Source organism: Pantoea sp. Sc1, assembly GCF_000255315.1.
GTDB lineage: Bacteria > Pseudomonadota > Gammaproteobacteria > Enterobacterales > Enterobacteriaceae > Pantoea > Pantoea anthophila.
Window position 1 is genome coordinate 2026289 of sequence record NZ_AJFP01000001.1, and the last position, 23446, is coordinate 2049734.

Here is a 23446-nt window from a genome sequence, read left to right on the forward strand (position 1 = left end):
TTGAACCATCTGAACCTGATTAAGGCGAACGCAATGCGTCTGGAAGTGTTCTGTCAGGACCGTATCGGTCTGACGCGTGAACTGCTCGACCTGCTGGTGGCACGCAATATTGATTTACGCGGTATCGAAATTACGGCGATTGGGCGCATCTATCTCAACTTTGCTGCACTGGAATTTGATGCCTTCAGCAATCTGATGGCTGAAATCCGGCGTACGCCCGGCGTGACAGATGTGCGCACTGTCACGTACATGCCTTCTGAGCGGGAACACCGTGCGCTGAGTGCGCTGCTGGTGGCGATGCCCGATCCGGTGTTCTCTGTCGATCTGAAAAGTAAGGTTGAGTTAGCTAATCCGGCGGCACAAAACCTCTTCAATCTCGATGAAGAGAAGATGCGCAATTTCAGCGCCGGTCATCTGATCACCGGCTTTAACTTTATGCGCTGGCTCGAGAGCGATCGGGTGGAAGCGCAGGCGCAGCATGTCGTTATTGAAGGCCGGGATTTTCTGATGGAAGCGCGTCCCATCTATCTGCCGGGTGAAGAGGGCCAGAGCGATCGGCCGGTCGGCGCGATGGTGATGCTGAAGTCGACCGCCCGCATGGGCCGTCAGCTGCAGAATCTGGTGGTCACCGACGATTCGGAGTTTGATCACATCATTGCCGTCACGCCGAAAATGCGGCAGGTGGTGGATCAGGCCCGCAAGCTGGCGATGCTGGATGCGCCGTTGCTGATTGTGGGCGACACCGGCACCGGGAAAGACATGCTCGCGCGCGCCTGCCATCTCCGCAGCGCCCGCGGGAAGAATCCTTTCCTGGCGCTGAACTGCGCCTCACTGCCTGACGACGTTGCGGAAAGCGAGCTGTTTGGACATGCTGCCGGCGCCTATCCTAATGCGCTTGAAGGCAAGAAGGGCTTTTTCGAACAGGCGAACGGCGGCTCGGTGCTGCTGGATGAAATCGGTGAGATGTCGCCGAGAATGCAGACCAAACTGTTGCGTTTTCTCAATGACGGCACCTTCCGCCGCGTCGGTGAAGAGCATGAAGTGCATGTGAATGTGCGGGTGATCTGCGCCACGCAGAAGAACCTGATTGAGCTGGTACAGCGCGGAGAGTTCCGCGAAGATCTCTTCTACCGTCTCAATGTCCTGACGCTGCAGTTGCCGCCTCTGCGCGACCGTCCGCAGGATATTCTGCCGCTGACCGAGATGTTTGTTGCCCGCTTTGCGGATGAGCAGGGGATGGCGCGTCCACGCCTCTCTCTGCAGCTCAACGCGTTTCTGACCCGCTATGCCTGGCCGGGCAACGTACGTCAGTTAAAGAATGCGCTTTACCGGGCGTTAACCCAGCTGGAGGGTTACGAACTGCGTCCTCAGGACATCGTACTGCCTGAGCAGGCGCTGGATGTGTCGCTGGGTGATGAGGCGCTGGAAGGCACGCTGGATCAAATCACCAGCCGTTTCGAGCGCTCAATCCTGACGCGGCTTTACCTCTCCTATCCCAGCACCCGAAAACTGGCAAAACGGCTCGGCGTGTCACACACGGCGATTGCCAATAAGCTGCGGGAATATGGTCTGGGGCAGAAGCGCAGCGACAGCGAATAGGCTATGCGCGAAAGGGAAAAAGCGGATAACCGGGTTATCCGCTTTTTTTTTATTACTTCAGCGCGGCCAGCGCTGCGTCATAATCAGGTTCGTTGGTGATTTCATCCACCAGCTGGCTGTAAAGCACTTTATCATTCTCATCCAGCACCACCACCGCACGCGCGGTCAGCCCTTCCAGCGCACCATCGGCAATTTCCACGCCATAATCATACTTAAACTCTGAGCCGCGCAGCGTCGACAGGGTCACCACGTTGCTCAGGTTCTCTGCGCCACAGAAGCGCGACTGGGCAAACGGCAGGTCAGCAGAGATACATAACACCACGGTGTTATTCAGTTCACTGGCTGCCTGATTGAATTTACGCACTGATGACGCACACACGCCGGTATCCACACTCGGGAAAATGTTCAGAATTTTGCGTTTTCCTGCATACTCAGAGAGCGCAACGTTAACCAGGTTCTTCGCCACCAGGGTGAACGCTTTGGCTTTATCGCCCGTCTGAGGGAACTGACCTGCAACCGGGACGGCATTACCCTGAAAATGAACAGTCTGAGACATAGTGATTCCTTTTGATGATAAAAAAGCGCTGATACAAAAAGGCTAAACTTAGCCGTTGTTTATGACATAAATGTTAAGGGTTTACGAGTTCAATTGTCGAAATCTCTGTGGCGGTCTGCCACTGCGTCATTCATTCTGGAGTGGAAATGAGAACGGTAAAAAGTTATCCCGAAGCCTGGCCGTTACATACCCCGTTTGTCATTGCCCGTGGAACCCGAACCGAAGTGAAGGTGGTGGTGGTTGAGATTGAAGAGGCGGGCGTCAAGGGGGTGGGTGAGGCGACGCCTTATGCCCGCTACGGCGAAACCGAGGCCTCTGTACTGGCGCAGATCGCCTCTCTGCTGCCCGCGCTGCAGCAGGGCATGACGCGCGAGGCACTGCAGCAGGCGCTGCCCGCCGGTGCCGCGCGTAACGCTATCGACAGCGCGCTGTGGGATCTCGCCGTTCATCAGCAGAAAAGCAGCCTGTGGCAGCTGAATGGCGTCACCGCGCCCCCGGAGGTGGTGACCGCCCAGACGGTGAGCATCGACACACCGGCAGCGATGGCCAGCAGCGCGCTGGCGCTGTGGCAGCATGGTGCCACGCTACTGAAAATTAAGCTGGATGATAATTTCATTACCGAGCGGCTGATGGCGATCCGCGCAGCGGTGCCGGAAGCCACTCTGATTGTCGATGCGAACGAATCCTGGCATGCAGAGGGGCTGGCGGCGCGCTGTCAGCTGCTGGCCGATATTGACGTGGCGATGCTGGAGCAGCCGCTGCCCGCCGGTGAAGATGCGGCGCTGGAAAACTTTATTCATCCCCTGCCGATCTGTGCCGATGAGAGCTGTCACACGCGTGACAGCCTGCCAGCGCTGCGCGGCCGTTATGAGATGGTCAATATCAAGCTGGATAAGGCTGGCGGGCTGACCGAAGCGCTGGCGCTGGCCGAAGCGGCGCAGCAGCAGGGCTTTGCGGTCATGCTTGGCTGCATGCTCTGCACCTCGCGGGCGATACGCGCCGCACTGCCGCTGGTGCCGCAGACCCGTTTTGCCGATCTTGATGGCCCGACCTGGCTGGCGGTGGATGCCGAACCACCGATTAACGTGCGGAACGGTCAGTTACTCATTGCTGCCAGCGCAGCAGGTTAACCATCACCTCAAGGTAGACTTCCGTCGCTTCATCCACGGAGATTACCGGCAGCTCCGCGGTCACGCAGGGCAGGCTGAGATCTTTGCACCAGCTGCCGAAGGAGCCGGGAGTGTCATATCCGACGCTGGTGACGCGGGGGAGGGCGGTGTGGTCGGCCAGCCAGCCGCCTATTTCTGACTGATGCGGGTCATCAATGCACCCCAGCGGCTCATGCCAGGAGACGATCCAGCGTGGTTTGATCTGATGAATCAGGGCGCAGAGCGCCTGGGTTTCCGGTTCTGAGGCGGGATGATTGCCGGTTGAGAGCGCCACATCGCGCGCATCGGCGGCGCTGTTCCAGCGATAAACGGTATCGCCCGACTGCCAGTTTGCGGCCGGAAAGTTACGGTTGAGATCCACACCACTGGCATTCGCGCGCAACCCCAGCTGACAGCCGTCTGGATTAACCGCTAACACCACATGATGCCGCCGCATGCCATCGGGCAGCGTCCGCAATGCGGCGGAGAGCGTGGCGATAGCCGCATTCTCATCCCCATGGGTGCCTGCCAGGATCAGCCCGCTCTCCGAATCGCCCAGCGGAGCCGGAAACCAGAGCAGCGGTGCGCCCAGGAGTGAGCGACCATACTGCTGATACGGAACGTCCAGCTTGCCACGCAGCGGGCGCGGATGAAGTGGCGACATAATGATTTCCTCGAAGGGTTTTATTAAAAGTAGCGGAAAAGCAGAAGGCGGAAAATAGTTATTTATCCATCAGCGATTTGCGTTAAAGTGCCCTGCACAAGCTGCATCGCGATCGGCGTCGTGCAGCGCTTCTTTGAGGTAAAGGAGTGATTATGGTTAAAACCTTTCGCATGACGCTGGCCGCCATCAGTCTGAGCAGCCTCTTCACACCCGCCCTCGCGGCGAATCCACCCGCTGGCGCGCAGCTGGCTGAGCAGCAGCAGATCGTGCGTCATATCAAGGATGAACCCGCTTCGCTCGATCCGCTTAAAGCGGTCGGCCTGCCAGAGATTCAGGTCATTCGCGATCTTTTTGAAGGCCTGACCAATCAGGATGCGCACGGCAAAATCGTACCGGGCGTGGCCCAGAGCTGGAGCAGCAGCGACAACAAAACCTGGATCTTCACGCTGCGCAACAACGCACGCTGGTCGAATGGCGAGCCGGTCACCGCGCAGGATTTTGTTTACAGCTGGCAGCGCCTTGTCGACCCTGAAAACAGTTCACCCTCGGCCTCGTTCGCCGCCTTAAGCGGTATTGAGAACGCGGCGGCGATCGCCAAAGGTCAGATGACCCCGGATAAGCTGGGCGTGGTGGCGCAGGATAACAGCCGCCTGAAGGTCACGCTGGATCGTCCGGTGCCGTGGTTCCCGGCGCTGGTGGCTAACGTGGCGCTCTTTCCGGTGCCGCAGAAGACCCTGGCGCAGCAGGGCGACAGCTGGACCGCGCCCGGTAAACTGGTCGGCAACGGGGCCTATCAGCTCAGCGAGCGCGTGGTAAATGAGAAAATTGTCCTGACGCGCAATCCGCACTACTGGGATGATGCCCATTCGGTTTTGACCCGGGTGACGTTTGTTCCGATCAACGAAGAGTCGAGTGCCACCAAGCGTTATCGCGCCAACGACATTGATATCACCGAATCTTTTCCTAAAGAGATGTATGGTCTGCTGAAGAAAAGTCTGCCGGGTGAGGTCTACACGCCTGACCAGCTGGGCACCTATTACTATGCGTTTAATACGCAGAAGGGGCCGACCGCTGATGCGCGGGTGCGCAAAGCGCTCTCCTGGTCTATTGATCGCCGGATTATTGCGGAAAAAGTGCTGGGAACCGGTGAAAAACCCGCATGGCACTTTACCCCGGATGTCACCGCTGGCTTCAGGCCGCTGCCTTCTTTCCTGCAGCAACATGACCAGAACAATCTCAACGCGCAGGCAAAAGCACTGCTCACCGCAGCGGGCTATGGCCCGGGTAAACCGCTCAGGCTTAAGCTGCTTTATAACACCTCGGAGAGCCATCAGAAGATTGCTATCGCGGTGGCGTCCATGTGGAAAAAGAATCTTGGCGTGGATGTCTCGCTGGAAAATCAGGAGTGGAAAACCTACATCGACAGCCGTAACAGCGGCAACTTCGATGTGATCCGGGCATCCTGGGTCGGCGATTACAATGAGCCGTCCACCTTCCTGAATCTGCTGACTTCCGGCAACAGCAGCAACATTCCCCGCTTCAGCAACGCGGATTACGATGCCGTGCTGGCCAAAGCGAGTCGCGAGACCAGTGACGAGGCGCGCAGCAGCGATTATAACCGCGCGGAACAGATTCTGGCGGATCAGGCACCCATCGCCCCGATCTATCAGTACACCAATGGCCGCCTGATTAAACCCTGGGTCAAAGGGTATCCCATCACCAACCCCGAAGATGTCGCCTACAGCCGCGAGCTCTGGATCGAGAAACATTAAGCCTCCGGTGGCTGTTCATCCGGCCACCGGCTGACATCTTTCTACACAGCCCGGAGATTGCAACTCATCGCCGCCACGCTAGACTGTATCGTATTGATTTTGATAGTGAGGGGACGGTGTGGACGTAATTGAAGGAAAAGCATTGCAGGTTTCAGACGCCATCATTTCCTGCCAGCTTGATGGCAAGGGCGGCATGATCCCGATCGCGGAAGATGAGGTGATTCAGTGCGAGCAGCCCTGCTGGCTGCATCTTAACTACACCCATCGTAAAAGCGCAGAATGGCTGCAGTCGACGCCTCAAATTCCCGATGCCGTTCGTGATGCCCTGGCGGGTGACAGTATGCGTCCGCGCGTTAGCCGTCTGGGTGATGGCTTCATGATTGTGCTGCGCAGCGTTAACCACAACAGCGATGCGCGCCGTGACCAGCTGGTCGTGATGCGGGTCTTTATCAATGACAAGCTGATTGTTTCGACCCGCCGGCGCAAAGTCTCTGCCGTGGATGAAGTACTGACCGACCTGCAGAACGGCAACGGCCCGATCGATTGCGGCAGCTGGCTGGTGGATGTCTGTGATGCCCTGACCGATCACACCAGCGAATTTATCGAAGAGTTGCATGACAAAATCATTGAGCTGGAGGATGCGCTACTGGATCAGCGGATGCCCGCGCGGGGTGAGCTGGGTCTGCTGCGCAAACAGCTGATTGTGATGCGACGCTATATGGCCCCGCAACGCGATGTCTATGCCCGGCTGGCGAGCGAAAAACTGGCCTGGATGGATGACAACGAGCGGCGTCGGATGCAGGAGATTGCCGACAGGCTGGGACGCGGGCTGGATGACCTGGATGCCGGCGTGGCGCGAACCGCCATTCTGGCCGACGAGGTTGCCTCTGCCATGGCCGAATCGATGAACCGGCGCACTTATACCATGTCAGTCATGGCGATGATCTTCCTGCCAGCCACCTTCCTGACCGGTCTGTTCGGCGTAAACCTCGGCGGCATTCCGGGCGGAGAATGGCGATACGGCTTTTCCATTTTCTGCCTGCTGCTGGTGGTTCTGGCTGTCGGCGTCGCCGGTTATCTGCGTAAACGGCACTGGCTGTAGCGCGACGGGGAGGGGGCATCTCAGCCCAGGCGCTGAAATTCGAGGAAAGGCGGCAAAAGCTGATCGATATCAAGAACCCGATGTCGCCGTTGACGCAAACTCTCTCCCGCAGGTGAATGCAACGTCAAGCGATGGGCGTTGCGCTCCATATTGTCTTACTTCCTGATTTAGAATTAATGCATAGCACATTTAATTCGAAACATGCCGGCCAGTGCGCCGGCTTTTTTTTGCCTGGCTGGCTGGAACGCCGTTCCTTACCTAAGCTTAAAGTCCATTCGCAAGAAAAGGAGTACGGCATGAGCGCGATTTATAACAGCGAGCCGATCCCCACCGATCCGACCCCGATTCCTGACCCGATCCCCCATCCGCAACCTCAGCCCGATCCGCCGACGGATCCGGAGTTTCCGCCGATAATGGATCCACCGCCACACCGCAACATATAAAAAAAGGGCGTGCTGCCAGCAGCACGCCCTTCTGTTTTTCCGGCATTTACTTAATCTGCAGCACATCCAGACGTGCGCCTGTGACAGGGGCATCTTCATCATCGAGCCGCCAGCCTGCCGGCTGCAACGGCAGCGTTTCGCGGTCAAAGGCGATATCGCCCCCATCCACCACCGCATCGCCATGTTTGATGCCTTTGAAGTCGAACAGATTGACATCGGCGAGGTGCGACGGCACGACATTCTGCATCGCACTGAACATCGTTTCGATACGGCCCGGGTAGCGCTTATCCCAGTCACGCAGCATATCGGCTACCACCTGACGCTGCAGGTTTGGCTGAGAACCGCAGAGGTTGCAGGGGATAATCGGGAACTGACGCGCTTCCGAGAAGCGGATGATATCTTTTTCACGGCAGTAGGCCAGCGGGCGGATCACAATCTGCTTGCCATCGTCGCTCATCAGCTTCGGTGGCATGCCTTTCATTTTCCCGCCATAGAACATGTTGAGGAACAGCGTCTGCAGAATGTCATCGCGGTGGTGGCCCAGCGCAATTTTCGTGCAGCCCAGCTCCGTAGCAACGCGGTACAGAATGCCACGGCGCAGGCGTGAGCAGAGAGAGCAGGTGGTTTTCCCTTCCGGAATCTTCTCTTTGACGATGGAGTAGGTATCTTCTTCGATAATCCGGTACTCCACACCCTGAGACTCCAGATAGGCCGGGAGAATATGCTCAGGGAAGCCAGGCTGCTTCTGGTCCAGGTTAACGGCAATCAGGCTGAAACTGACCGGGGCGCTTTTTTGCAGACTGCGCAGAATTTCCAGCATGGTATAGCTGTCTTTTCCGCCCGACAGGCAGACCATGATGCGGTCACCTTCTTCGATCATATTGAAATCTGCAATGGCTTCGCCGACATGACGGCGCAGGCGTTTCTGCAGTTTATTGAGGTTGTACTGTTCTTTCTTGTCAACCGTTTGATTATCTTGCATTTTTACCTATCTCTAAAACCAGAAAGCGTAGCCTGAGGGCAAATCAACGTGCGCATTCAGCCAGCCACTTCTCTGCGGTGTCTCGAATATGCAGCGTATGGTACGGATTGTTGCCGCGAATGCCAGTGCCGGAGTGAAGTAATCCGCGGATTAAGACGCCAGAGTTCACCTTCCGCACGTTGCGTAAAGGCAAACGGGGAGAGAAGAGGATGTTGCAGCATTGCGCAGTGGCGCATACGGCGGAGAAAAGTCAGCGTTACCTCCTCAGCTGGCGGGGACCTCTTTCCACTGACAGTCGATTTCATCACTGTGCGAGGAGCAGGAGGGGGATGAAGCCTGGTCAGTCGCGGTTCGCGCGCTATCGTTCTTTGTCGCGCAGCCTGCGATCATAAAAATGAAGGGGAGGATTAACAGATATTTCATTGACGCCACCGGTTCAGCAAATTAACCAGCATGAGCAGGTAAAGATCAATCAGACATAAACAGGCACTATTATATCGGGAGTGAAATTTGACCCATATCAAATTTAAATATTTTGCTTTTTAAATCGGGCGTTCTGCGTGAGTCAGGCTGGGACAGATTAAACGGAGTGATCTGAAAGTCGCACGCGGTTTAATCTGTGTTGAGCGGAAAAGATTATAATCAGCTTCATCGACAGGCTGGTTTAATGGCCTGAATCGAACGCTCTGTTACTTTCAGTCTGCACTTTATTCTCTGGAAAAAGAGATATTAAACAATCAGTTGCTTGTTTCTTGAGAACGTGTCCACCCGGATAAAAAAGCATAACGTCGCCGGGCTTGGTTTTATCCAACGTAAAATCAACAGACATACGTCCGGGGCGTCGTTTCGCACATTTCGGCAATACAGCGGAACAAAGGAACCGTTTAATATCCCGCTGTGCAATCAGGTTAAAAAAGGAGTGGTGATTAACCGCGATGAGAAAGCCGGATAACGATCACAAAATAAAAAAGTCTGGTGTGAAATTTATCATGACGCTGCTGCTTTTTTTAATCTGTTATGTCGCCGTAATGTATGGTGGCGTTCTGCTGCTGCTGAACCGGCACGGCTTACTCCATTTTCTGCTGCACTGAATTTAATTAGCCGCAGGCTTTAAAGATCCAGCGATAGGCATGGTGTAAAAAATGCCTGAGTACGCCAAGAATGTTTTCAGCGCCTTCCTCAGCCAGACATTGTCCGGTTTCGAGCGCATTATTCACCGAGTTGCGATGGTCCAGAATCATGATAATCGCCACCGCAGCCGCGATCAGGATAACCGTCAGCAGGCTTAACCCGCGCCAGTTACTTTTACGTGCGGTAGCGGACAGGGCATTGTCTGCAGGGTCAGAGTCAGGGCGCATTGGTCTCCGGCTGTCATCATTTCGCTGATAAATAATACCGGATTATGTCATTAATTTCTGACCGGCTCCATGTGTCAGGTCAGGGGATGGTCATTCTGAAGGGTGACAGTGGATCAGGCTGTTAACAACGTCGGCAGCAGGCAAGGGGAGCGCCATCGTCTGCGCCGACATTTTCAGGGTATGAAACCCACCGGGCTGGCGCACCGGCCCGGTGAGACAGGACAGATGCTCACATCATCTCCAGCGATTGCACCCCTTTAATCTCCATCACCTTATCGTAAAGATGCGCGTCATTTGACCTGCGCGACAGCGTAACCTGCACGCTGAGTTCACACAGTCCGCTTTCCTGATCGCGATTAATCACCGTCACGTTGCCGTAGCGGATGCCTTCCCGCTGCATCACCAGCAGCACCAGCGGCACACTCTTCGGCTTCAGGAAAACCAGCAGGGTATGGTGTTTACCGATTAAAACGTGGCTCAGACGGCGGAACACTTCCAGCACGACCAGCGCCAGTACGGTGCCATAGATGCCGATCTCATACATGCCGCTGCCGATGACCAGGCCAATCGCTGCGGTTACCCATAAACCCGCCGCCGTGGTTAAGCCCTTCACCACCTGCTTCTGGATCATGATGGTACCTGCGCCAAGGAAGCCCATGCCGCTGACCACCTGCGCCGCAATACGGCTGGGGTCCAGCGCGACATGGTCGCTGTTCAGCATATCGGCAAAGCCATATTTCGACACCAGCATGAACATCGCACTGCCGATCCCGACCAGGATGTGGGTGCGAAGTCCGGCTTCTTTGGCCCGCATCTGCCGCTCCAGGCCGATAAGGCCGCCAAGAATACCGGCCAGCGCAATGCGAATTAACATATCCATTAACATGGCTTTACTCCGAAATAAGGGGGGCCGGAAAAGGGTGACAGTTCAGTGTTACCAGGTAAACAAGATAATTCTGCTTGCAAAACACGCCGCAGAAATTTGTAAAAAGCTGTTTCACCTCTCGACCCCTTGTGCTGCCTGACATATGCTGAGCCAGCCTATTATCCCAATTCCCGGAGTCCGACTGATGAAAGCAGCCACCTTTTTGCTGGCCGGTGCCGCGTTATTCCTCTCTGCCTGCAGCAGCCACAGTGATGATAACGAGCCACCGCAACAAGCCACCGCCGCCCATGTTCAGCCCCGCGTGGTGATGTCTTCTCTGGCAGAAAGCACCTGTGAAAATGCAGGCGGAACGCTGGCTTTTTCGCATCAGCTGGATGGATCCCGGGTGGGGATGTGTCAGTTAGTGAACGGGCGTCGTTGTGATGAGCAGGCGCTGATCGGCGGGCACTGCGCGCGCTGATAGACAGGCCGGATTGCTCCGGCCCGCACCCTCAGACGGAGAGTCGGTTCGGGCAGTTTTCACCACGATCGAGCTGACTGAGATTGCTTAATGTAGTTTCAGAAATGGCGGTCAGGGCTTCGGCGGTTAAAAACGCCTGATGGCCGGTGAAGAGCACGTTATGGCACGCCGACAGACGGCGGAAGACATCGTCCTGAATCACATCATTCGACTTATCTTCAAAGAACAGGTCGCGTTCGTTCTCATAAACATCCATGCCGAGCGCGCCAATCTTCTGCTGCTTCAGCGCATCAATCGCCGCCTGTGAATCGATCAGGCCACCGCGGCTGGTATTGATAATCATGACGCCGTCACGCATCTGGCTGAACGCCTCGGCGTTGAGCAGATGGTGATTTTCCGGCGTCAGCGGGCAGTGGAGCGTAATGACGTGCGACTCCGCAAACAGCGTCTTCAGATCGACATACTCCGCGCCAAGTTCCAGCGCCTGCTCGCTCGGCCAGGGATCAAACGCCAGCAGCCGCATGCCAAAGCCCTTCAGGATGCGCATGGTCGCAATGCCGATTTTACCGGTGCCTATCACGCCCGCCGTTTTGTTATGCATGTTAAAGCCGGTCAGGCCGTCGAGTGAAAAGTTCGCGTCACGGGTGCGCTGATAGGCGCGATGAATACGGCGGTTCAGCGTCATCATCAGGCCGATAGCATGCTCCGCGACCGCTTCCGGCGAATAGGCGGGCACACGCACCACCTCCAGGCCCAGCTCTTTTGCAGCGTCCAGATCGACATTATTAAAACCGGCACAGCGCAGCGCGATATACTTCACTCCCAGCGCGGCCAGCTCTTCCAGCACCGGTCGGCTGCCATCATCATTGACAAAGATGCAGACCGCATCGCAATCCACTGCCGTTTTTGCGGTGCTTTCAGTGAGTAAAAAGTCGAAGAACACCAGTTCAAAGCCGAACTGCTGATTGACCTGCTCAAGGTATTTCTGATCGTAATGCTTGGTGCTGTAAACCGCGATCTTCATCGTTGTGCTCCTGCAGAGGTGATAGACCAAGGATAACGTTTTCTGACGGACTTTGCTGAAACCGCTGAAATGCGTCCGGGGCAGACCTTCACCTCGCGCAATTTACATGCCATCATCATGGTCAGGAAAGGGTGAGGAAAAGGATTATGGCTTTTATGCCACGGAGAGTCCGGCGGCGGCTGGCGGCTGTTCTGGCGCTGATTCTGCTGCTGCTCGGCCTGATGTTAACAGTGACACAGTGGCTGCCCCGGCTTGTCGGGATCTGGCTGCCGCAGGAGACCCGCATTGAGCTGTCTGGCGCACCGCGCTGGCGGGAGGGAGGCCTGTGGCTGCCAGAAATTCGTTATCTGACGGGCGACTGTACGCTGGCAACGGTTGAAGCCGTCTCGCTGGGCTGGCATCAGTCGCGCTGGAAACTTAACGCGTCCGCGCTGACGCTGGACAGCGCCTGTCTGCAAAAACTGCCGGCGGACGGCGACAATCCCGGTTCGCCCAGAACGCTGGCCGAATGGCAGGCAATGCTGCCGGGTGCCGATGTCCATCTGGATAAGCTGACGGTGGCCCCGTGGCAGACCTACGCGGGTGCACTGGATCTCACGCTGGAAAAAGATCGCCAGCGTCTGACTTATCTGGGTGACAATCTGCAGCTGGCGGCAACGCTGACCGGTCAGCAGCTGGCAGTCGATCATCTGACGCTGACCCATCCGGCACTCTCTGAACCCATCACCCTCAAGGGTCATCTTGAACTTCCCACCTTTGCCAGTGACCTGCCGGTAAATGGCGAGGTGGCCGGACAACTGGCGCTGGCTGCGCTGCCGTATCCGCTTCAGCTCAGCCTCAACTGGCAGCAGCAGCAGGGCGTATTAGTCGCAACGACGGCGGAACAGGATCGCCCGCTTCTGCGTCTGCCCTGGCAGATCAGTCGCGACCAGATTCAGATTGAGAAGGGGGAATATTACTGGCCGTTCGCCGCCCAGCCGCTCTCCGGCTTTATTAACCTGACGCTGGAGAACTGGCAGTCGGGGCTTGAACGGAGCCAGATCAGCGGACGCCTCAATCTGCTGACCCGGGGGCGCGGCGGCAAGGGCAACGTTGTGCTGGGTCTCGGCCCCGGCCACCTCAGCCTGACAGAGAGCCATCTGCCGTTTCAGCTGACCGGTGAAAGTAAGCTGGCGGATCTGCAACTCTACGGCTCCATTCCGGGCGTGCTCAGCGGGTCACTCCTCGATCCTCAGCTGCAACTCCAGCCTAAATCACTGCTGCGCCTGCGGGGCCGCCTGCTCTCCACGCTGGAGGTGGACGAGGCGCGCTGGCCGCTGGCGGGCGTGCGCCTCTCATCGCAGGGAATTGATGGCCGTCTGCAGGCGATTCTTAACGCGCACGATGCCAGTTTTGGCCGTTTCCGGCTGCATCTCGATGGGCGTGCCAGCGACTTCTGGCCTGATAAGGGCGAATGGAACTGGCGCTACTGGGGCGGAGGCGAGATGCTGCCGCTTCAGGCACGCTGGGATGTCAAAGGCACGGGTGGCTGGCACGATACGCTGATCCATCTGGATACGCTCTCCACCGGGTTTAATCAACTGGCCTACGGCAGTGTCAACGTCGCCAGTCCGCGTCTGACGCTCACTGAACCCGTTAACTGGCAGCGCGATGCGGCCCACCCGGCGTTTAATGGCCATTTCCGGCTGCAGGCGGGCGAGACCCGGTTCAGCTATGGCGGCAGGCTGGCTGATTCAACGCTCGATTTCGAGGCGAAAGGCCGTGACCCCGGCGACTTTATCTGGCGGGGCAGCCTGAATGCCGGCAGGATTGGCCCGCTGCGGGTCAATGGTCGCTGGGATGGCGAACGGCTGCGCGGTCAGGCCTGGTGGCCGTCACAGTCGCTCCGGGTGTTTCAGCCGTTAATCAGCCCGGATATGAAAATGCAGATTCAGGATGGTCAGCTGCAGGCGCAGTTCGCCTTTTCCGCTGCTCCCGGGCAGGGTTTTCAGGCTGGTGGACACTGGTCGGTGAAGCAGGGCAGCGTCTGGACGCCGGACAGCCAGATCAATGGTATCGACTTCTCACTGCCCTTTCGCTTCAGGGCCGGGCAGTGGCAGTTTGGTCAGCATGGCCCGGTTTCCCTGCGCATTGCCGAGGTAAAAAACCAGTTTGCGATGCAGAATATCCGTGCCGATCTGCAGGGCAGCTGGCCGTGGAGCGAAGCCGCGCCGCTGAGGTTGCAGGATGTCAGTCTGGAACTCCTCGGCGGGCAGATTACGCTGCCCGCATTGCAGATGCCACAGCATGAGCCTGCGCGGGTAACGCTGCGTCAAATCAGCCTCAGCGAGCTGGTGACCGCACTGAAGCCTAAGCAGTTCGCCATGTCGGGACGGGTTAACGGTGAACTGCCGCTGTGGCTCAATAATCCCCGCTGGCTGGTCGAGAAAGGGTGGATAGCCAACAGCGGCCCTCTGACTTTCCGGCTGGACAACGATATGGCGGATGCCATTACCCGTAATAACGTTGCCACTGGCGCGGCGCTGGACTGGCTACGCTATATGGAGATCTCCCGCAGCTGGGCGACGATTAATCTGGATAACCTCGGCGATCTGAGCATGACGGCAGAGGTGCAGGGCGTCAGCCGGTTCAGCAACCGTCGTCAGACGGTGAATCTTAACTACCATCATCAGGAAAATCTGTTTCAGCTCTGGCGCAGCCTGCGCTTTGGCGATAATTTGCAATCCTGGCTGGAACAACACGCGACTTTGCCATCGAACAAGGACACTTCACCATGAGCCTGAGGGCACTACTGGTTCTGGCAGCCGGACTGCTGAGCATCGGCTGCGTGCCGCGCATTGAGGTTACGGCACCCAAAGATCCCATCACCATCAATATGAACGTAAAAATTGAGCATGAGATCCACATCAAGGTGGATAAAGACGTGGAAGCGTTACTGAAAAACCAGAGCGGTCTGTTCTGAGGAGAGCACGTATGAGACGCAAAAGCGCGGCGCTGCTACTCGCGCTGATGATGATGCAGCCCGCCTGGGCGCTGACGCTGGATCAGGCCCGGCAGTCGGGGCTGGTGGGCGAAACGCTCTCCGGCTACCTCGCGGCGCGCGCCGGAGACAGCGAAACCCAGGCACTGGTGCAGCGCATCAACGCCGGACGGCATCAGCAATATCAGCGGCTGGCAGAACAGAACAATCTCTCCACGGCGGATATCGCCAGCATTGCCGGGCAGAAACTGGTGAGCCGGGCAGCGGTGGGGGAATATGTGCGGGGCATTAACGGTCAGTGGCTGAGAAAAGAGGCTCCGGGCACGCCCTAAGCCGCAAAAAAAACCGGGCGCGTGGCCCGGTTGATTGTGCGTCTCATCCTGAGATGAGCGCCTTTTAAGCGGTGACGATCTGTTTGATCGCGTCTTTCGCTTCAGCGGTCGCTTTGCTGGCCACTTCAGGACCGTAGGCGATACCTTCAGCAAACACGAACTCAACGTCAGTGATGCCGATGAAGCCCAGGAACAGCTTAACGTATGGCGTCAGCAGATCGGTCGGGGTGTCTTTGTGAATCCCGCCACGGCTGGTGATCACAACCGCTTTTTTCCCTTTAACCAGACCTTCCGGGCCTGCTTCGGTGTAGCGGAACGTCACGCCTGCACGGGCAATCAGGTCGAAATAGTTTTTCAGCTGGGTCGGGATGTTGAAATTGTACATCGGTGCCGCAATAACCACTTCGTCATGTGCCTGCAGTTCTTCAATCAGCGCGTTGGAGAGATCCAGCGCTTCCTGCTGGCGCGGAGACAGCGGCGTGTCAGAAGGACGCATAGCACCGACCAGTTCACCATCCAGAACCGGAATCGGGTTCGCCGCCAGATCACGAACGGTCACGTCTTTACCCTGGGCTTTTGCCTGTTCAACGTAGAAGTCAGCAAGCTGGCCTGATTGTGAGTAGCCTGCGAGGATGCTTGATTTCAGAACTAAAACTTTGCTCATGGTGATTTCCTGTCTGTAACGCGGAAGGGTTTCCGCTCAATGGTTTACACTCTACGGTTATCAATGGCGCGGTGAAAGCGCAATATTTCGAGAGCTATGTTCGAATTTATTGAATAAGCGTAACCGGGGTGCGTCCCCGGAACAGTTCAGAATGTGCTATTATGCGCGCAATTATTTTCACTGAATCAGCTGGTTATCCCGGCGTCCAGGGCGCTGTTTCTGCAGCGACACTGTCTGAGTAAGGTACGTCACTATTATGTCATCTCCCGATACGTCTCCACTGACCGCGCTCCGGGCCCGGCTCGACGGCTTAATGCTTCGCGATCGCCAGCGGCTGCAGCGCCGTCTGCAGGGGGCCAGAAAAGTCAAAAGCCCCGAGGCACAAGAGGGCATAGCCCGCGAGCTGGAGCAGGACGTTTTCGCCGCTGAACAGCGTGTAGCCCAGCGGCGCGCGGCGACGCCAGCCATCACCTTCCCGGACAATCTGCCTGTCAGCCAGAAACAGCAGGATATCGCTGAGGCGATTCGCGATCACCAGGTCGTGATTGTGGCCGGGGAAACCGGCTCGGGTAAAACCACGCAGCTGCCGAAAATCTGTCTGGCACTGGGGCGCGGCGTGACCGGATTGATTGGTCACACCCAGCCCCGTCGCCTGGCGGCACGCACCGTGGCCAATCGCATCGCCGATGAGCTGAACACCTCGCCCGGCGGCTGTGTCGGCTATAAAGTGCGGTTTAATGACCAGGTCAGCGAGCTGACCCAGGTCAAGCTGATGACCGATGGGATCCTGCTGGCGGAGATCCAGCAGGATCGCCTGCTGATGCAATATGACACCATCATCATCGACGAAGCGCACGAGCGCAGCCTGAATATCGACTTCCTGCTCGGTTATCTGCGTGAGCTGCTGCCGCGGCGTCCCGATCTCAAGGTGATCATCACCTCTGCGACCATCGACCCGCAGCGTTTCTCGCGGCATTTCAACAATGCGCCGGTTATCGAAGTCTCCGGCCGCACCTTCCCGGTGGAAGTGCGCTACCGGCCGGTGGTTGAAGAGGCGGAGGATGGCGACCGTGACCAGCTGCAGGCGATCTTTGATGCCGTCGATGAACTCGGACAGGAGAGCCGGGGCGATATTCTGATCTTCATGAGCGGCGAGCGCGAAATCCGCGATACCGCCGACGCGCTGAATAAACGCGACCTGCCGCACACTGAAGTGCTGCCGCTGTATGCGCGACTGTCGAACGCCGAACAGAACCGGGTGTTTCAGTCACACAGTGGCCGCCGCATCGTGCTGGCCACCAACGTGGCGGAAACCTCGCTGACGGTGCCCGGCATCAAATATGTGATTGACCCCGGCACTGCGCGTATCAGCCGCTACAGCTTCCGCACCAAAGTGCAGCGTCTGCCGATTGAGCCGATTTCTCAGGCCTCGGCCAATCAGCGTAAAGGACGATGCGGACGTGTTTCCGACGGTATCTGTATCCGCCTCTACTCGGAAGAGGATTTCCTGAGTCGTCCGGCCTTTACTGACCCCGAAATTCTGCGCACCAACCTGGCGTCGGTGATCCTGCAGATGACCTCGCTGGGGCTAGGCGATATCGCGGCGTTCCCCTTTGTGGAAGCGCCCGATAAGCGCAATATTCAGGATGGTATCCGCCTGCTGGAAGAGCTGGGCGCGCTGACGCTGAATGAAGAGACGGGTCACTACACCCTCACCGGCTCCGGGCGACAGCTGGCGCAGTTGCCGGTCGATCCGCGCCTGGCGCGAATGGTGCTGGAGGCGCAGCGGCTGGGCTGTGTGCGCGAAGTGATGATCATCACTGCGGGCCTGTCGATTCAGGACCCGCGCGAGCGTCCGGCAGAGAAGAAGCAGGCCTCTGATGAAAAACACCGGCGCTTTGCTGACAAAGATTCCGATTTCCTGGCCTATGTCAATCTTTGGAACTATCTGGCGGAGCAGCAGAAAGCCCTGTCCGGCAACCTGTTCCGACGCCAGTGCAAAAGCGACTTTCTCAACTATCTGCGCGTGCGGGAGTGGCAGGATATCTACACCCAGCTGCGGCAGGTGGTGCGCGAACTGGGTATTCCGGTCAACAGCGAACCGGCCCCGTTACAGCAGGTTCACTGTGCGCTGTTGAGTGGTCTGCTGTCGCACATCGGACAGAAAGATGCCGACAAGCAGGAGTACACCGGCGCGCGCAATACCCGCTTCGCCATCTTCCCCGGCTCCGGGCTGTTTAAGAAGCCGCCGAAGTGGACCATGGTGGCAGAGCTGGTCGAAACCAGCCGCCTCTGGGGGCGGACGGCGGGACGCATTGAGCCGGAGTGGATTGAACCGCTGGCGCAGCATCTGACGAAGCGCAGCTACAGCGAACCGCACTGGGAGAAATCGCAGGGGGCGGTGATGGCAACCGAGAAGGTCACGCTCTATGGCCTGCCGATTGTTGCCGCGCGCAAGGTCAACTACGGCAGTATCGATCCCACCCTGAGCCGCGAACTCTTTATCCGCCACGCCCTCGTCGAGGGCGACTGGCAGACGCGTCACGCTTTCTTCCGCGCCAATCAGAAACTGCGCAGCGAAGTGGAAGATCTGGAGCATAAATCCCGTCGCCGCGACATTCTGGTCGATGACGAAACGCTGTTTGCTTTTTATGATCAGCGTATCGGCAAAGAGGTGGTCTCGGCCAGACATTTTGACAGCTGGTGGAAACGGGCCAGCCGCGATAACGCCGACCTGCTCAACTTCGACAGGCAGATGCTGATCAAAGAGGGCGCGGACAAGGTCAGTCAGCTCGACTATCCCAACTTCTGGCATCAGGGCAACCTGAAACTGAAGCTGAGTTACCAGTTCGAGCCAGGCGCAGATGCCGATGGCGTGACGGTCCATATACCGCTGCCGTTGCTGAATCAGGTTGAGGATAGCGGCTTTGAATGGCAGATCCCCGGCGTGCGGCGTGAGCTGATTATTGCGCTGATTAAGTCGCTGCCGAAACCGCTGCGCCGCCATCTGGTGCCTGCTCCTAACTACGCCGAGGCGTTTCTGGGAAGGGTGACGGCGATGGAGATGCCGCTGGCAGATGCGCTGGCGCGCGAGTTTCGCCGCATGACCGGCGTTACGCTGGAGCGGGAGAACTGGCAGTGGGAACAGGTGCCCGATCATCTGAAAATGACCTTCCGGGTAGTCGACGAGCACAATCGTAAACTGCTGGAAGGCAAGGACCTCACCGCGCTCAAGGCCCGGCTGAAAGACAAGGTGCAGGAGACGCTGTCGAAAGTGGCCGATGACGGGCTGGAACAGAGCGGGCTGCATCTCTGGAGCTTTGGCGAACTGCCTCGCAGCTATGAACAGAAGCGCGGCAGTTACCAGGTGAAAGCCTGGCCTGCGCTGGTAGATGAAAAAGAGAGCGTTGCTATCCGCCTGTTTGACAGCGAACAGGAGCAGCAAAAAATGATGTGGCGCGGCCAGCGTCGCCTGCTGCTGCTGAATGTGCCGTCGCCGGTGAAGTATCTGCACGAGAAGTTACCGAACAAAGCCAAACTCGGACTCTACTTTAACCCCTATGGCAAAGTGCTGGAGCTGATCGACGACTGCATCGCCTGTGGCATCGATAAACTGATGGGGGAAGCGGGCGGCCCTGCCTGGGATCAGGCCTCGTTCGAGCAGCTGCGTGACAAAGTCCGCGGTGAGCTTAATGAGACCGTGGTGACGATAGCTAAGCAGGTAGAGCAGATTCTGACGGCGGTCTTTAACATCAATAAACGGCTGAAAGGCCGGGTGGATATGACCATGGCGCTGGCGCTGTCCGATATCAAAGCGCAGTTAAACGGACTGGTCTATCGGGGCTTTGTCACCGGCAACGGCTGGCAGCGACTGGCCGACACGCTGCGTTATCTGCAGGGTATCGAGCGGCGACTGGAGAAACTGCCTGCCGATCCGCACAGCGATCGGGCGCGGATGCTGAAAGTTCAGGCGGTGGAACAGGCGTACCAGGCGTGGCGCAACAAGCTGCCGCCGCAGCGTCAGGATGATGAAGAGGTGCTCAGCATTCGCTGGATGATTGAAGAGCTGCGCATCAGCTACTTTGCTCAGCAGCTGGGTACGCCTTATCCGATCTCGGATAAGCGTATTCTGCAGACGATGGAGCAGATAGCGGGCTGAAAGCCGGGTGCGCACGGAGTGTGCGCACCCGACAGCCGCTCAGGCTGCACGCAGTTACTGCGCGAGGGATTCCAGCTTATCTTTAAATGAGGTGACCGCAATCGCGCGGTTGTCCGCCAGATAGCGATCCTTTGCCGCGGGCGCGGAGCTCTGCACCGCAATCAGCTGCCAGCCTTTGTCGCTGTTGAGCAGCAGCGGTGAACCGCTGTCGCCAGGCAGGGTGTCGCACTGATGTGACAGCACGGCGCGCTGCGCCCAGCCGGTAATCAGACAGTTGCTGTGGGAATAGAGGGTATCCAGGTGATCGGCTGGATAGCCCGCCTGCGTCACTTTACGACCGGTCAGCTTCAGGGCGGCCGTCAGGTCGCTGCGCGAGCCCTCAAACAGCGGGATAGGGGTAATGGCCGACGGTGGATTGCGTAATATCACAATGCCATAGTCATACGGCGCCGCACTGCTCGGCACGATCCAGCCTTCACCATCCGCCTTTAACTTGGAGGCCAGCGAGGGCTCAACCCGCGCATCAATGTCATGCAGTTCATAGCGCCAGCCTTTGTCGCTGGCCATAAAACGCAGCGCAACCGGCTTATCAAAGTTACCCGGCGGGGCGAGCAGACAGTGTCCGGCCGTCAGCGCCAGATGGGGAGAGATGAGCGTGGCTGTACAGAGGTTACCGCTTTCTGTTTCGAGCTGACCAATCGCATCCCAGGGAGCAGCGGTGATATCCGTGATTGCCTGGCGATGATCCTTGCCGAAGAACAGCATCTTAATTTCAGCCGGTGTCGGCGAATCATCGTCATCATCGGCATGAACCGTCGTGGCAAAGCTGAAAAGTCCAACCATTAACAAGGTAGCCAGGCGCATAGAAATCTCAATGGCGAGAAAATAGACGTTATTGTTATCACGTAAGAACGGTAACTATAGTCGGTGAGCGTTAAAAAAGGGAGTTTTATCGGTTAATCAGTACGCTACAGCAGTTAAATAAAGAAGCTGGCAGCAACGATGCCACACAGGATCATCACAAGCAGAATAATTTCGAAGCGATAGCGACGCACCATTTCATCCACTCCAGTAAAGAAACACCCGGCAGAACCGGGTGTTTTTAAGCATTATCGCGTGGCTGTGCGCCTGAGGGCGATCTTATTTAGCCGCTGATTTAACAACTTTCTTGTGGTGAACTTTCTTAGCTGCCTGCGCTTTCTGAGCAGGTTTTACTGCTTTCTTGTGGTGAACTTTCTTAGCAGCCTGCGCTTTCTGAGCAGGTTTTACCGCTTTTTTGTGATGAACTTTTTTCGCAGCCTGGGCTTTCTGTGCAGCGGGCTGAGTGGCTTTTTTGTGGTGAACTTTTTTAGCTGCCTGCGCTTTCTGGGCAGCAGGTTTTACCGCTTTCTTGTGGTGAACTTTTTTTGCTGCCTGCGCTTTCTGAGCAGCATCTTTTTTCACCGCTTTTTTGTGGTGAGTCTTTTTAGCAGCCTGCGCTTTCTGTGCTGCTTTATGGTGTTTCTTGTGTGCAGTTTTGTGAACGGTTTTAGCCGGTGCAGCTGCGGTGGTGGTGGTGGTCGCTGTTGCGGCTGGCGCAGCGGCTGGCGCAGCTGTGGTTTCAGCAGCGAAAGCAACAGAAGACATACCCATAGCAGCGGCGACAACCAGTGCAAATAATTTTTTCATTGCAAATCCCTCGGACTCTTTTTTCATGTGTAGCCCACTGCGGGGCCGGTGAAGAGACTATAGGGAAATCAACAAAGCCTGTCCGTGGGTGTTTGGTATCGGCGTGTAACCGATTGTACAAAGGGGGAAAGGGCGGCGTGATGGCCGCCCGGAGGGTCAGTTCTTCAGATAACGCTGTTCAAGATGCTGGCGGAAATAAGCCGGGTTCAGCGCTTCGCCTGTCGCATTGATCAGCAGCTGGTCGGTGGAGAAGCGGCTGCCGTGCTGCCAGATGTTCTGTTGCAGCCAGTCGAATACCGGTTGCAGTTCGCCGTGCTGAATCAGTTCGCTGAGCTGAGGAATGGCGGTCTGGACGGCGCGGAACAGCTGCGCGGCGTACATCGCGCCCAGCGTGTAGGTGGGGAAGTAGCCAAACGCGCCATCGGTCCAGTGAATATCCTGCATACAGCCATCGCGGTAGTTGCCGCGGGTATCCAGACCCAGCGACTGCATCATCTTCTCATCCCACAGCGCCGGAATATCCTCAACCTCAATCTCCCCTTCAATCAGCGCCTGTTCGATTTCGTAGCGCAGAATGACATGAGCCGGGTAGCTCAGCTCATCGGCGTCCACCCGGATCAGGCCCGGCTTCACCTGCTGGGTCAGACGGATGAAATTATCCGCCTGCAGGGCAGGCTGGTCGCCAAAGGTGGCGATGATGGTCGGCAGAATGCGCTGCAAAAATTCGCGGCTGCGGCCGAGCTGCATCTCCATGAACAGGCTTTGTGACTCGTGGATGGCGGTGGAACGCGCCAGCGCCACCGGCTGTCCCCGCCACTGCTGCGGCAGATTCTGCTCATAGCGGGCGTGGCCGGTTTCATGGATCACACCCATCATGGCGCTGAGAAACTCAGCCTCATTGTAACGGGTGGTAATGCGTACATCTTCCGGCACGCCGCCGCAGAAAGGATGCGCGCTGATGTCCAGGCGACCATGATTAAAGTCGAAGCCCAGCGTTTCCATGATGCTCAGCCCGAGCTGGCGCTGCGCAGGCACGGCGAACGGCCCCTGCGGCGTGACGATCGGCTGTTGTGCCTGCTTCTCCACGACCTGCTGTAACAGATCGGGCAGCCAGCTTTTCAGTTCGCCAAACGTCGCATCCAGCCTGGCGCGGGTCATGCCCGGTTCATAGAGATCGAGCAGAGCATCGTAACGCGAGCAGCCGCTGGCATCGGCGCGTCGCTGCGCCTCTTCGCGGCTCAGACGCACCACCTCTTTCAGGTTGGTGGCAAAGCCCTGCCAGTCGTTAGCCGGGCGCTGAGTGCGCCACGCATGTTCACACACCGAACCGGCAATCGATTTGGCTTCCACGAAGTCGTCAGGCAGCAGGCTGGCCTGCTGATAAGCACGCTGCATCTCATGAAGATTGGCCCGCTCAACATCGTTCAGCGACGCCTGCTGTGCGGCCTTCAGCCACTCTCCGACTTGGGGAGCCGTCAGGATCTGATGCTGCAGAACGCTCATCTCGGCCAGGGCTTCACCCCGCGCCTGACTGCCGCCTGGCGGCATGGTGGTCTGCATATCACAGCCGGCGATGGCCGTGACATGGCTGAAACGGGAGAGGCGCTGGAAGGTCGCGCTAAGGTGCTGATACGCTGAGGTCACGTGAG

The 23446-nt window shown here is 57.5% G+C and carries 20 protein-coding genes; 10 read left to right on the top strand and 10 right to left on the bottom strand.

Going from position 1 to position 23446, the window contains the following annotated elements; genetic code table 11:
* The first annotated feature begins 33 nt into the window (after positions 1 to 33).
* Positions 34 to 1599 carry a transcriptional regulator TyrR gene (tyrR, locus tag S7A_RS09380; RefSeq protein WP_009090034.1) on the top strand — a complete coding sequence of 522 codons (1566 nt, stop codon included), beginning with the start codon at positions 34 to 36 and terminating at the stop codon, positions 1597 to 1599.
* A 52-nt stretch (positions 1600 to 1651) separates the two neighbouring features.
* On the opposite strand, the gene tpx is transcribed toward tyrR, so the two are convergent.
* Complete coding sequence (gene tpx, locus S7A_RS09385) at positions 1652 to 2155, bottom strand: thiol peroxidase (protein WP_009090036.1); 504 nt, start codon at positions 2153 to 2155, stop codon at positions 1652 to 1654.
* A 146-nt stretch (positions 2156 to 2301) separates the two neighbouring features.
* Between tpx and ycjG the strand changes: the two genes are divergently transcribed.
* Positions 2302 to 3285 carry an L-Ala-D/L-Glu epimerase gene (gene ycjG, locus S7A_RS09390; protein ID WP_009090037.1) on the top strand — a complete coding sequence of 328 codons (984 nt, stop codon included), beginning with the start codon at positions 2302 to 2304 and terminating at the stop codon, positions 3283 to 3285.
* On the opposite strand, the gene mpaA is transcribed toward ycjG, so the two are convergent.
* Positions 3260 to 3967 carry a murein tripeptide amidase MpaA gene (gene mpaA, locus S7A_RS09395; RefSeq protein ID WP_009090039.1) on the bottom strand — a complete coding sequence of 236 codons (708 nt, stop codon included), beginning with the start codon at positions 3965 to 3967 and terminating at the stop codon, positions 3260 to 3262. The genes ycjG and mpaA overlap by 26 nt on opposite strands.
* Positions 3968 to 4119: 152 nt before the next feature.
* Between mpaA and S7A_RS09400 the strand changes: the two genes are divergently transcribed.
* From S7A_RS09400 to S7A_RS21500, 3 genes are all read left to right on the top strand, one after another.
* Positions 4120 to 5739 (top strand): ABC transporter substrate-binding protein, encoded by a 1620-nt coding sequence (locus S7A_RS09400; RefSeq protein ID WP_009090041.1) that lies wholly within the window; start codon positions 4120 to 4122, stop codon positions 5737 to 5739.
* A gap of 118 nt (positions 5740 to 5857) precedes the next feature.
* Complete coding sequence (zntB, locus tag S7A_RS09405; protein WP_009090042.1) at positions 5858 to 6841, top strand: zinc transporter ZntB; 984 nt, start codon at positions 5858 to 5860, stop codon at positions 6839 to 6841.
* Between the two features lie 296 nt (positions 6842 to 7137).
* Positions 7138 to 7284, top strand: coding sequence for a hypothetical protein (locus S7A_RS21500; RefSeq protein ID WP_009090044.1), 147 nt, complete (start codon positions 7138 to 7140; stop codon positions 7282 to 7284).
* Between the two features lie 46 nt (positions 7285 to 7330).
* Here the strand turns inward: S7A_RS21500 and ttcA are convergent, their stop codons facing one another.
* The 3 genes from ttcA to S7A_RS09420 all read right to left on the bottom strand — a co-directional run bounded on the left by ttcA (position 7331) and on the right by S7A_RS09420 (position 10510).
* On the bottom strand, positions 7331 to 8266 hold the full coding sequence (gene ttcA, locus S7A_RS09410; protein WP_009090046.1) for a tRNA 2-thiocytidine(32) synthetase TtcA: 936 nt from the start codon (positions 8264 to 8266) through the stop codon (positions 7331 to 7333).
* A gap of 1097 nt (positions 8267 to 9363) precedes the next feature.
* Entirely contained in the window at positions 9364 to 9624 is a 261-nt protein-coding gene (locus S7A_RS09415; RefSeq protein ID WP_009090049.1) for a hypothetical protein, read from the bottom strand.
* 229 nt (positions 9625 to 9853) lie between these two features.
* Positions 9854 to 10510, bottom strand: a complete 657-nt coding sequence (locus S7A_RS09420) for an MgtC/SapB family protein (RefSeq protein ID WP_033736241.1) — start codon at positions 10508 to 10510, stop codon at positions 9854 to 9856.
* A 184-nt stretch (positions 10511 to 10694) separates the two neighbouring features.
* Here S7A_RS09420 and S7A_RS09425 point away from each other — a divergent pair, with 184 nt between their 5' ends.
* Positions 10695 to 10970, top strand: a complete 276-nt coding sequence (locus S7A_RS09425; RefSeq protein WP_009090053.1) for a DUF333 domain-containing protein — start codon at positions 10695 to 10697, stop codon at positions 10968 to 10970.
* A gap of 31 nt (positions 10971 to 11001) precedes the next feature.
* Here the strand turns inward: S7A_RS09425 and S7A_RS09430 are convergent, their stop codons facing one another.
* Positions 11002 to 11994, bottom strand: coding sequence for a 2-hydroxyacid dehydrogenase (locus S7A_RS09430; RefSeq protein WP_009090054.1), 993 nt, complete (start codon positions 11992 to 11994; stop codon positions 11002 to 11004).
* A 146-nt stretch (positions 11995 to 12140) separates the two neighbouring features.
* Here S7A_RS09430 and S7A_RS09435 point away from each other — a divergent pair, with 146 nt between their 5' ends.
* The 3 genes from S7A_RS09435 to S7A_RS09445 are packed head-to-tail and all read left to right on the top strand — an operon-like array spanning position 12141 to position 15306.
* The gene (locus S7A_RS09435) at positions 12141 to 14771 is read left to right on the top strand and encodes a YdbH family protein (protein ID WP_009090056.1); all 2631 of its coding nucleotides are present in this window, start codon (positions 12141 to 12143) and stop codon (positions 14769 to 14771) included.
* Positions 14768 to 14956: a YnbE family lipoprotein gene (locus tag S7A_RS09440; RefSeq protein WP_009090058.1), complete on the top strand. Its 189-nt coding sequence runs from the start codon at positions 14768 to 14770 to the stop codon at positions 14954 to 14956. The genes S7A_RS09435 and S7A_RS09440 overlap by 4 nt, the downstream gene beginning before the upstream one ends.
* 11 nt (positions 14957 to 14967) lie before the next feature.
* Positions 14968 to 15306, top strand: coding sequence for a YdbL family protein (locus tag S7A_RS09445; RefSeq protein ID WP_009090060.1), 339 nt, complete (start codon positions 14968 to 14970; stop codon positions 15304 to 15306).
* A 64-nt stretch (positions 15307 to 15370) separates the two neighbouring features.
* On the opposite strand, the gene S7A_RS09450 is transcribed toward S7A_RS09445, so the two are convergent.
* Complete coding sequence (locus S7A_RS09450; protein ID WP_009090062.1) at positions 15371 to 15970, bottom strand: FMN-dependent NADH-azoreductase; 600 nt, start codon at positions 15968 to 15970, stop codon at positions 15371 to 15373.
* Between the two features lie 256 nt (positions 15971 to 16226).
* On the opposite strand from S7A_RS09450, the gene hrpA reads away from it, so the two are divergent.
* Positions 16227 to 20129, top strand: coding sequence for an ATP-dependent RNA helicase HrpA (gene hrpA, locus S7A_RS09455; protein WP_033736242.1), 3903 nt, complete (start codon positions 16227 to 16229; stop codon positions 20127 to 20129).
* 54 nt (positions 20130 to 20183) lie between these two features.
* Here the strand turns inward: hrpA and S7A_RS09460 are convergent, their stop codons facing one another.
* The 3 genes from S7A_RS09460 to S7A_RS09470 all read right to left on the bottom strand — a co-directional run bounded on the left by S7A_RS09460 (position 20184) and on the right by S7A_RS09470 (position 23441).
* On the bottom strand, positions 20184 to 20993 hold the full coding sequence (locus S7A_RS09460) for a serine protease (RefSeq protein ID WP_009090066.1): 810 nt from the start codon (positions 20991 to 20993) through the stop codon (positions 20184 to 20186).
* A gap of 276 nt (positions 20994 to 21269) precedes the next feature.
* Positions 21270 to 21797, bottom strand: coding sequence for an acid resistance repetitive basic protein Asr (asr, locus tag S7A_RS09465; protein WP_009090070.1), 528 nt, complete (start codon positions 21795 to 21797; stop codon positions 21270 to 21272).
* Between the two features lie 156 nt (positions 21798 to 21953).
* Positions 21954 to 23441 (bottom strand): carboxypeptidase M32, encoded by a 1488-nt coding sequence (locus S7A_RS09470; RefSeq protein ID WP_009090072.1) that lies wholly within the window; start codon positions 23439 to 23441, stop codon positions 21954 to 21956.
* Between the last annotated feature and the right edge of the window lie 5 nt (positions 23442 to 23446).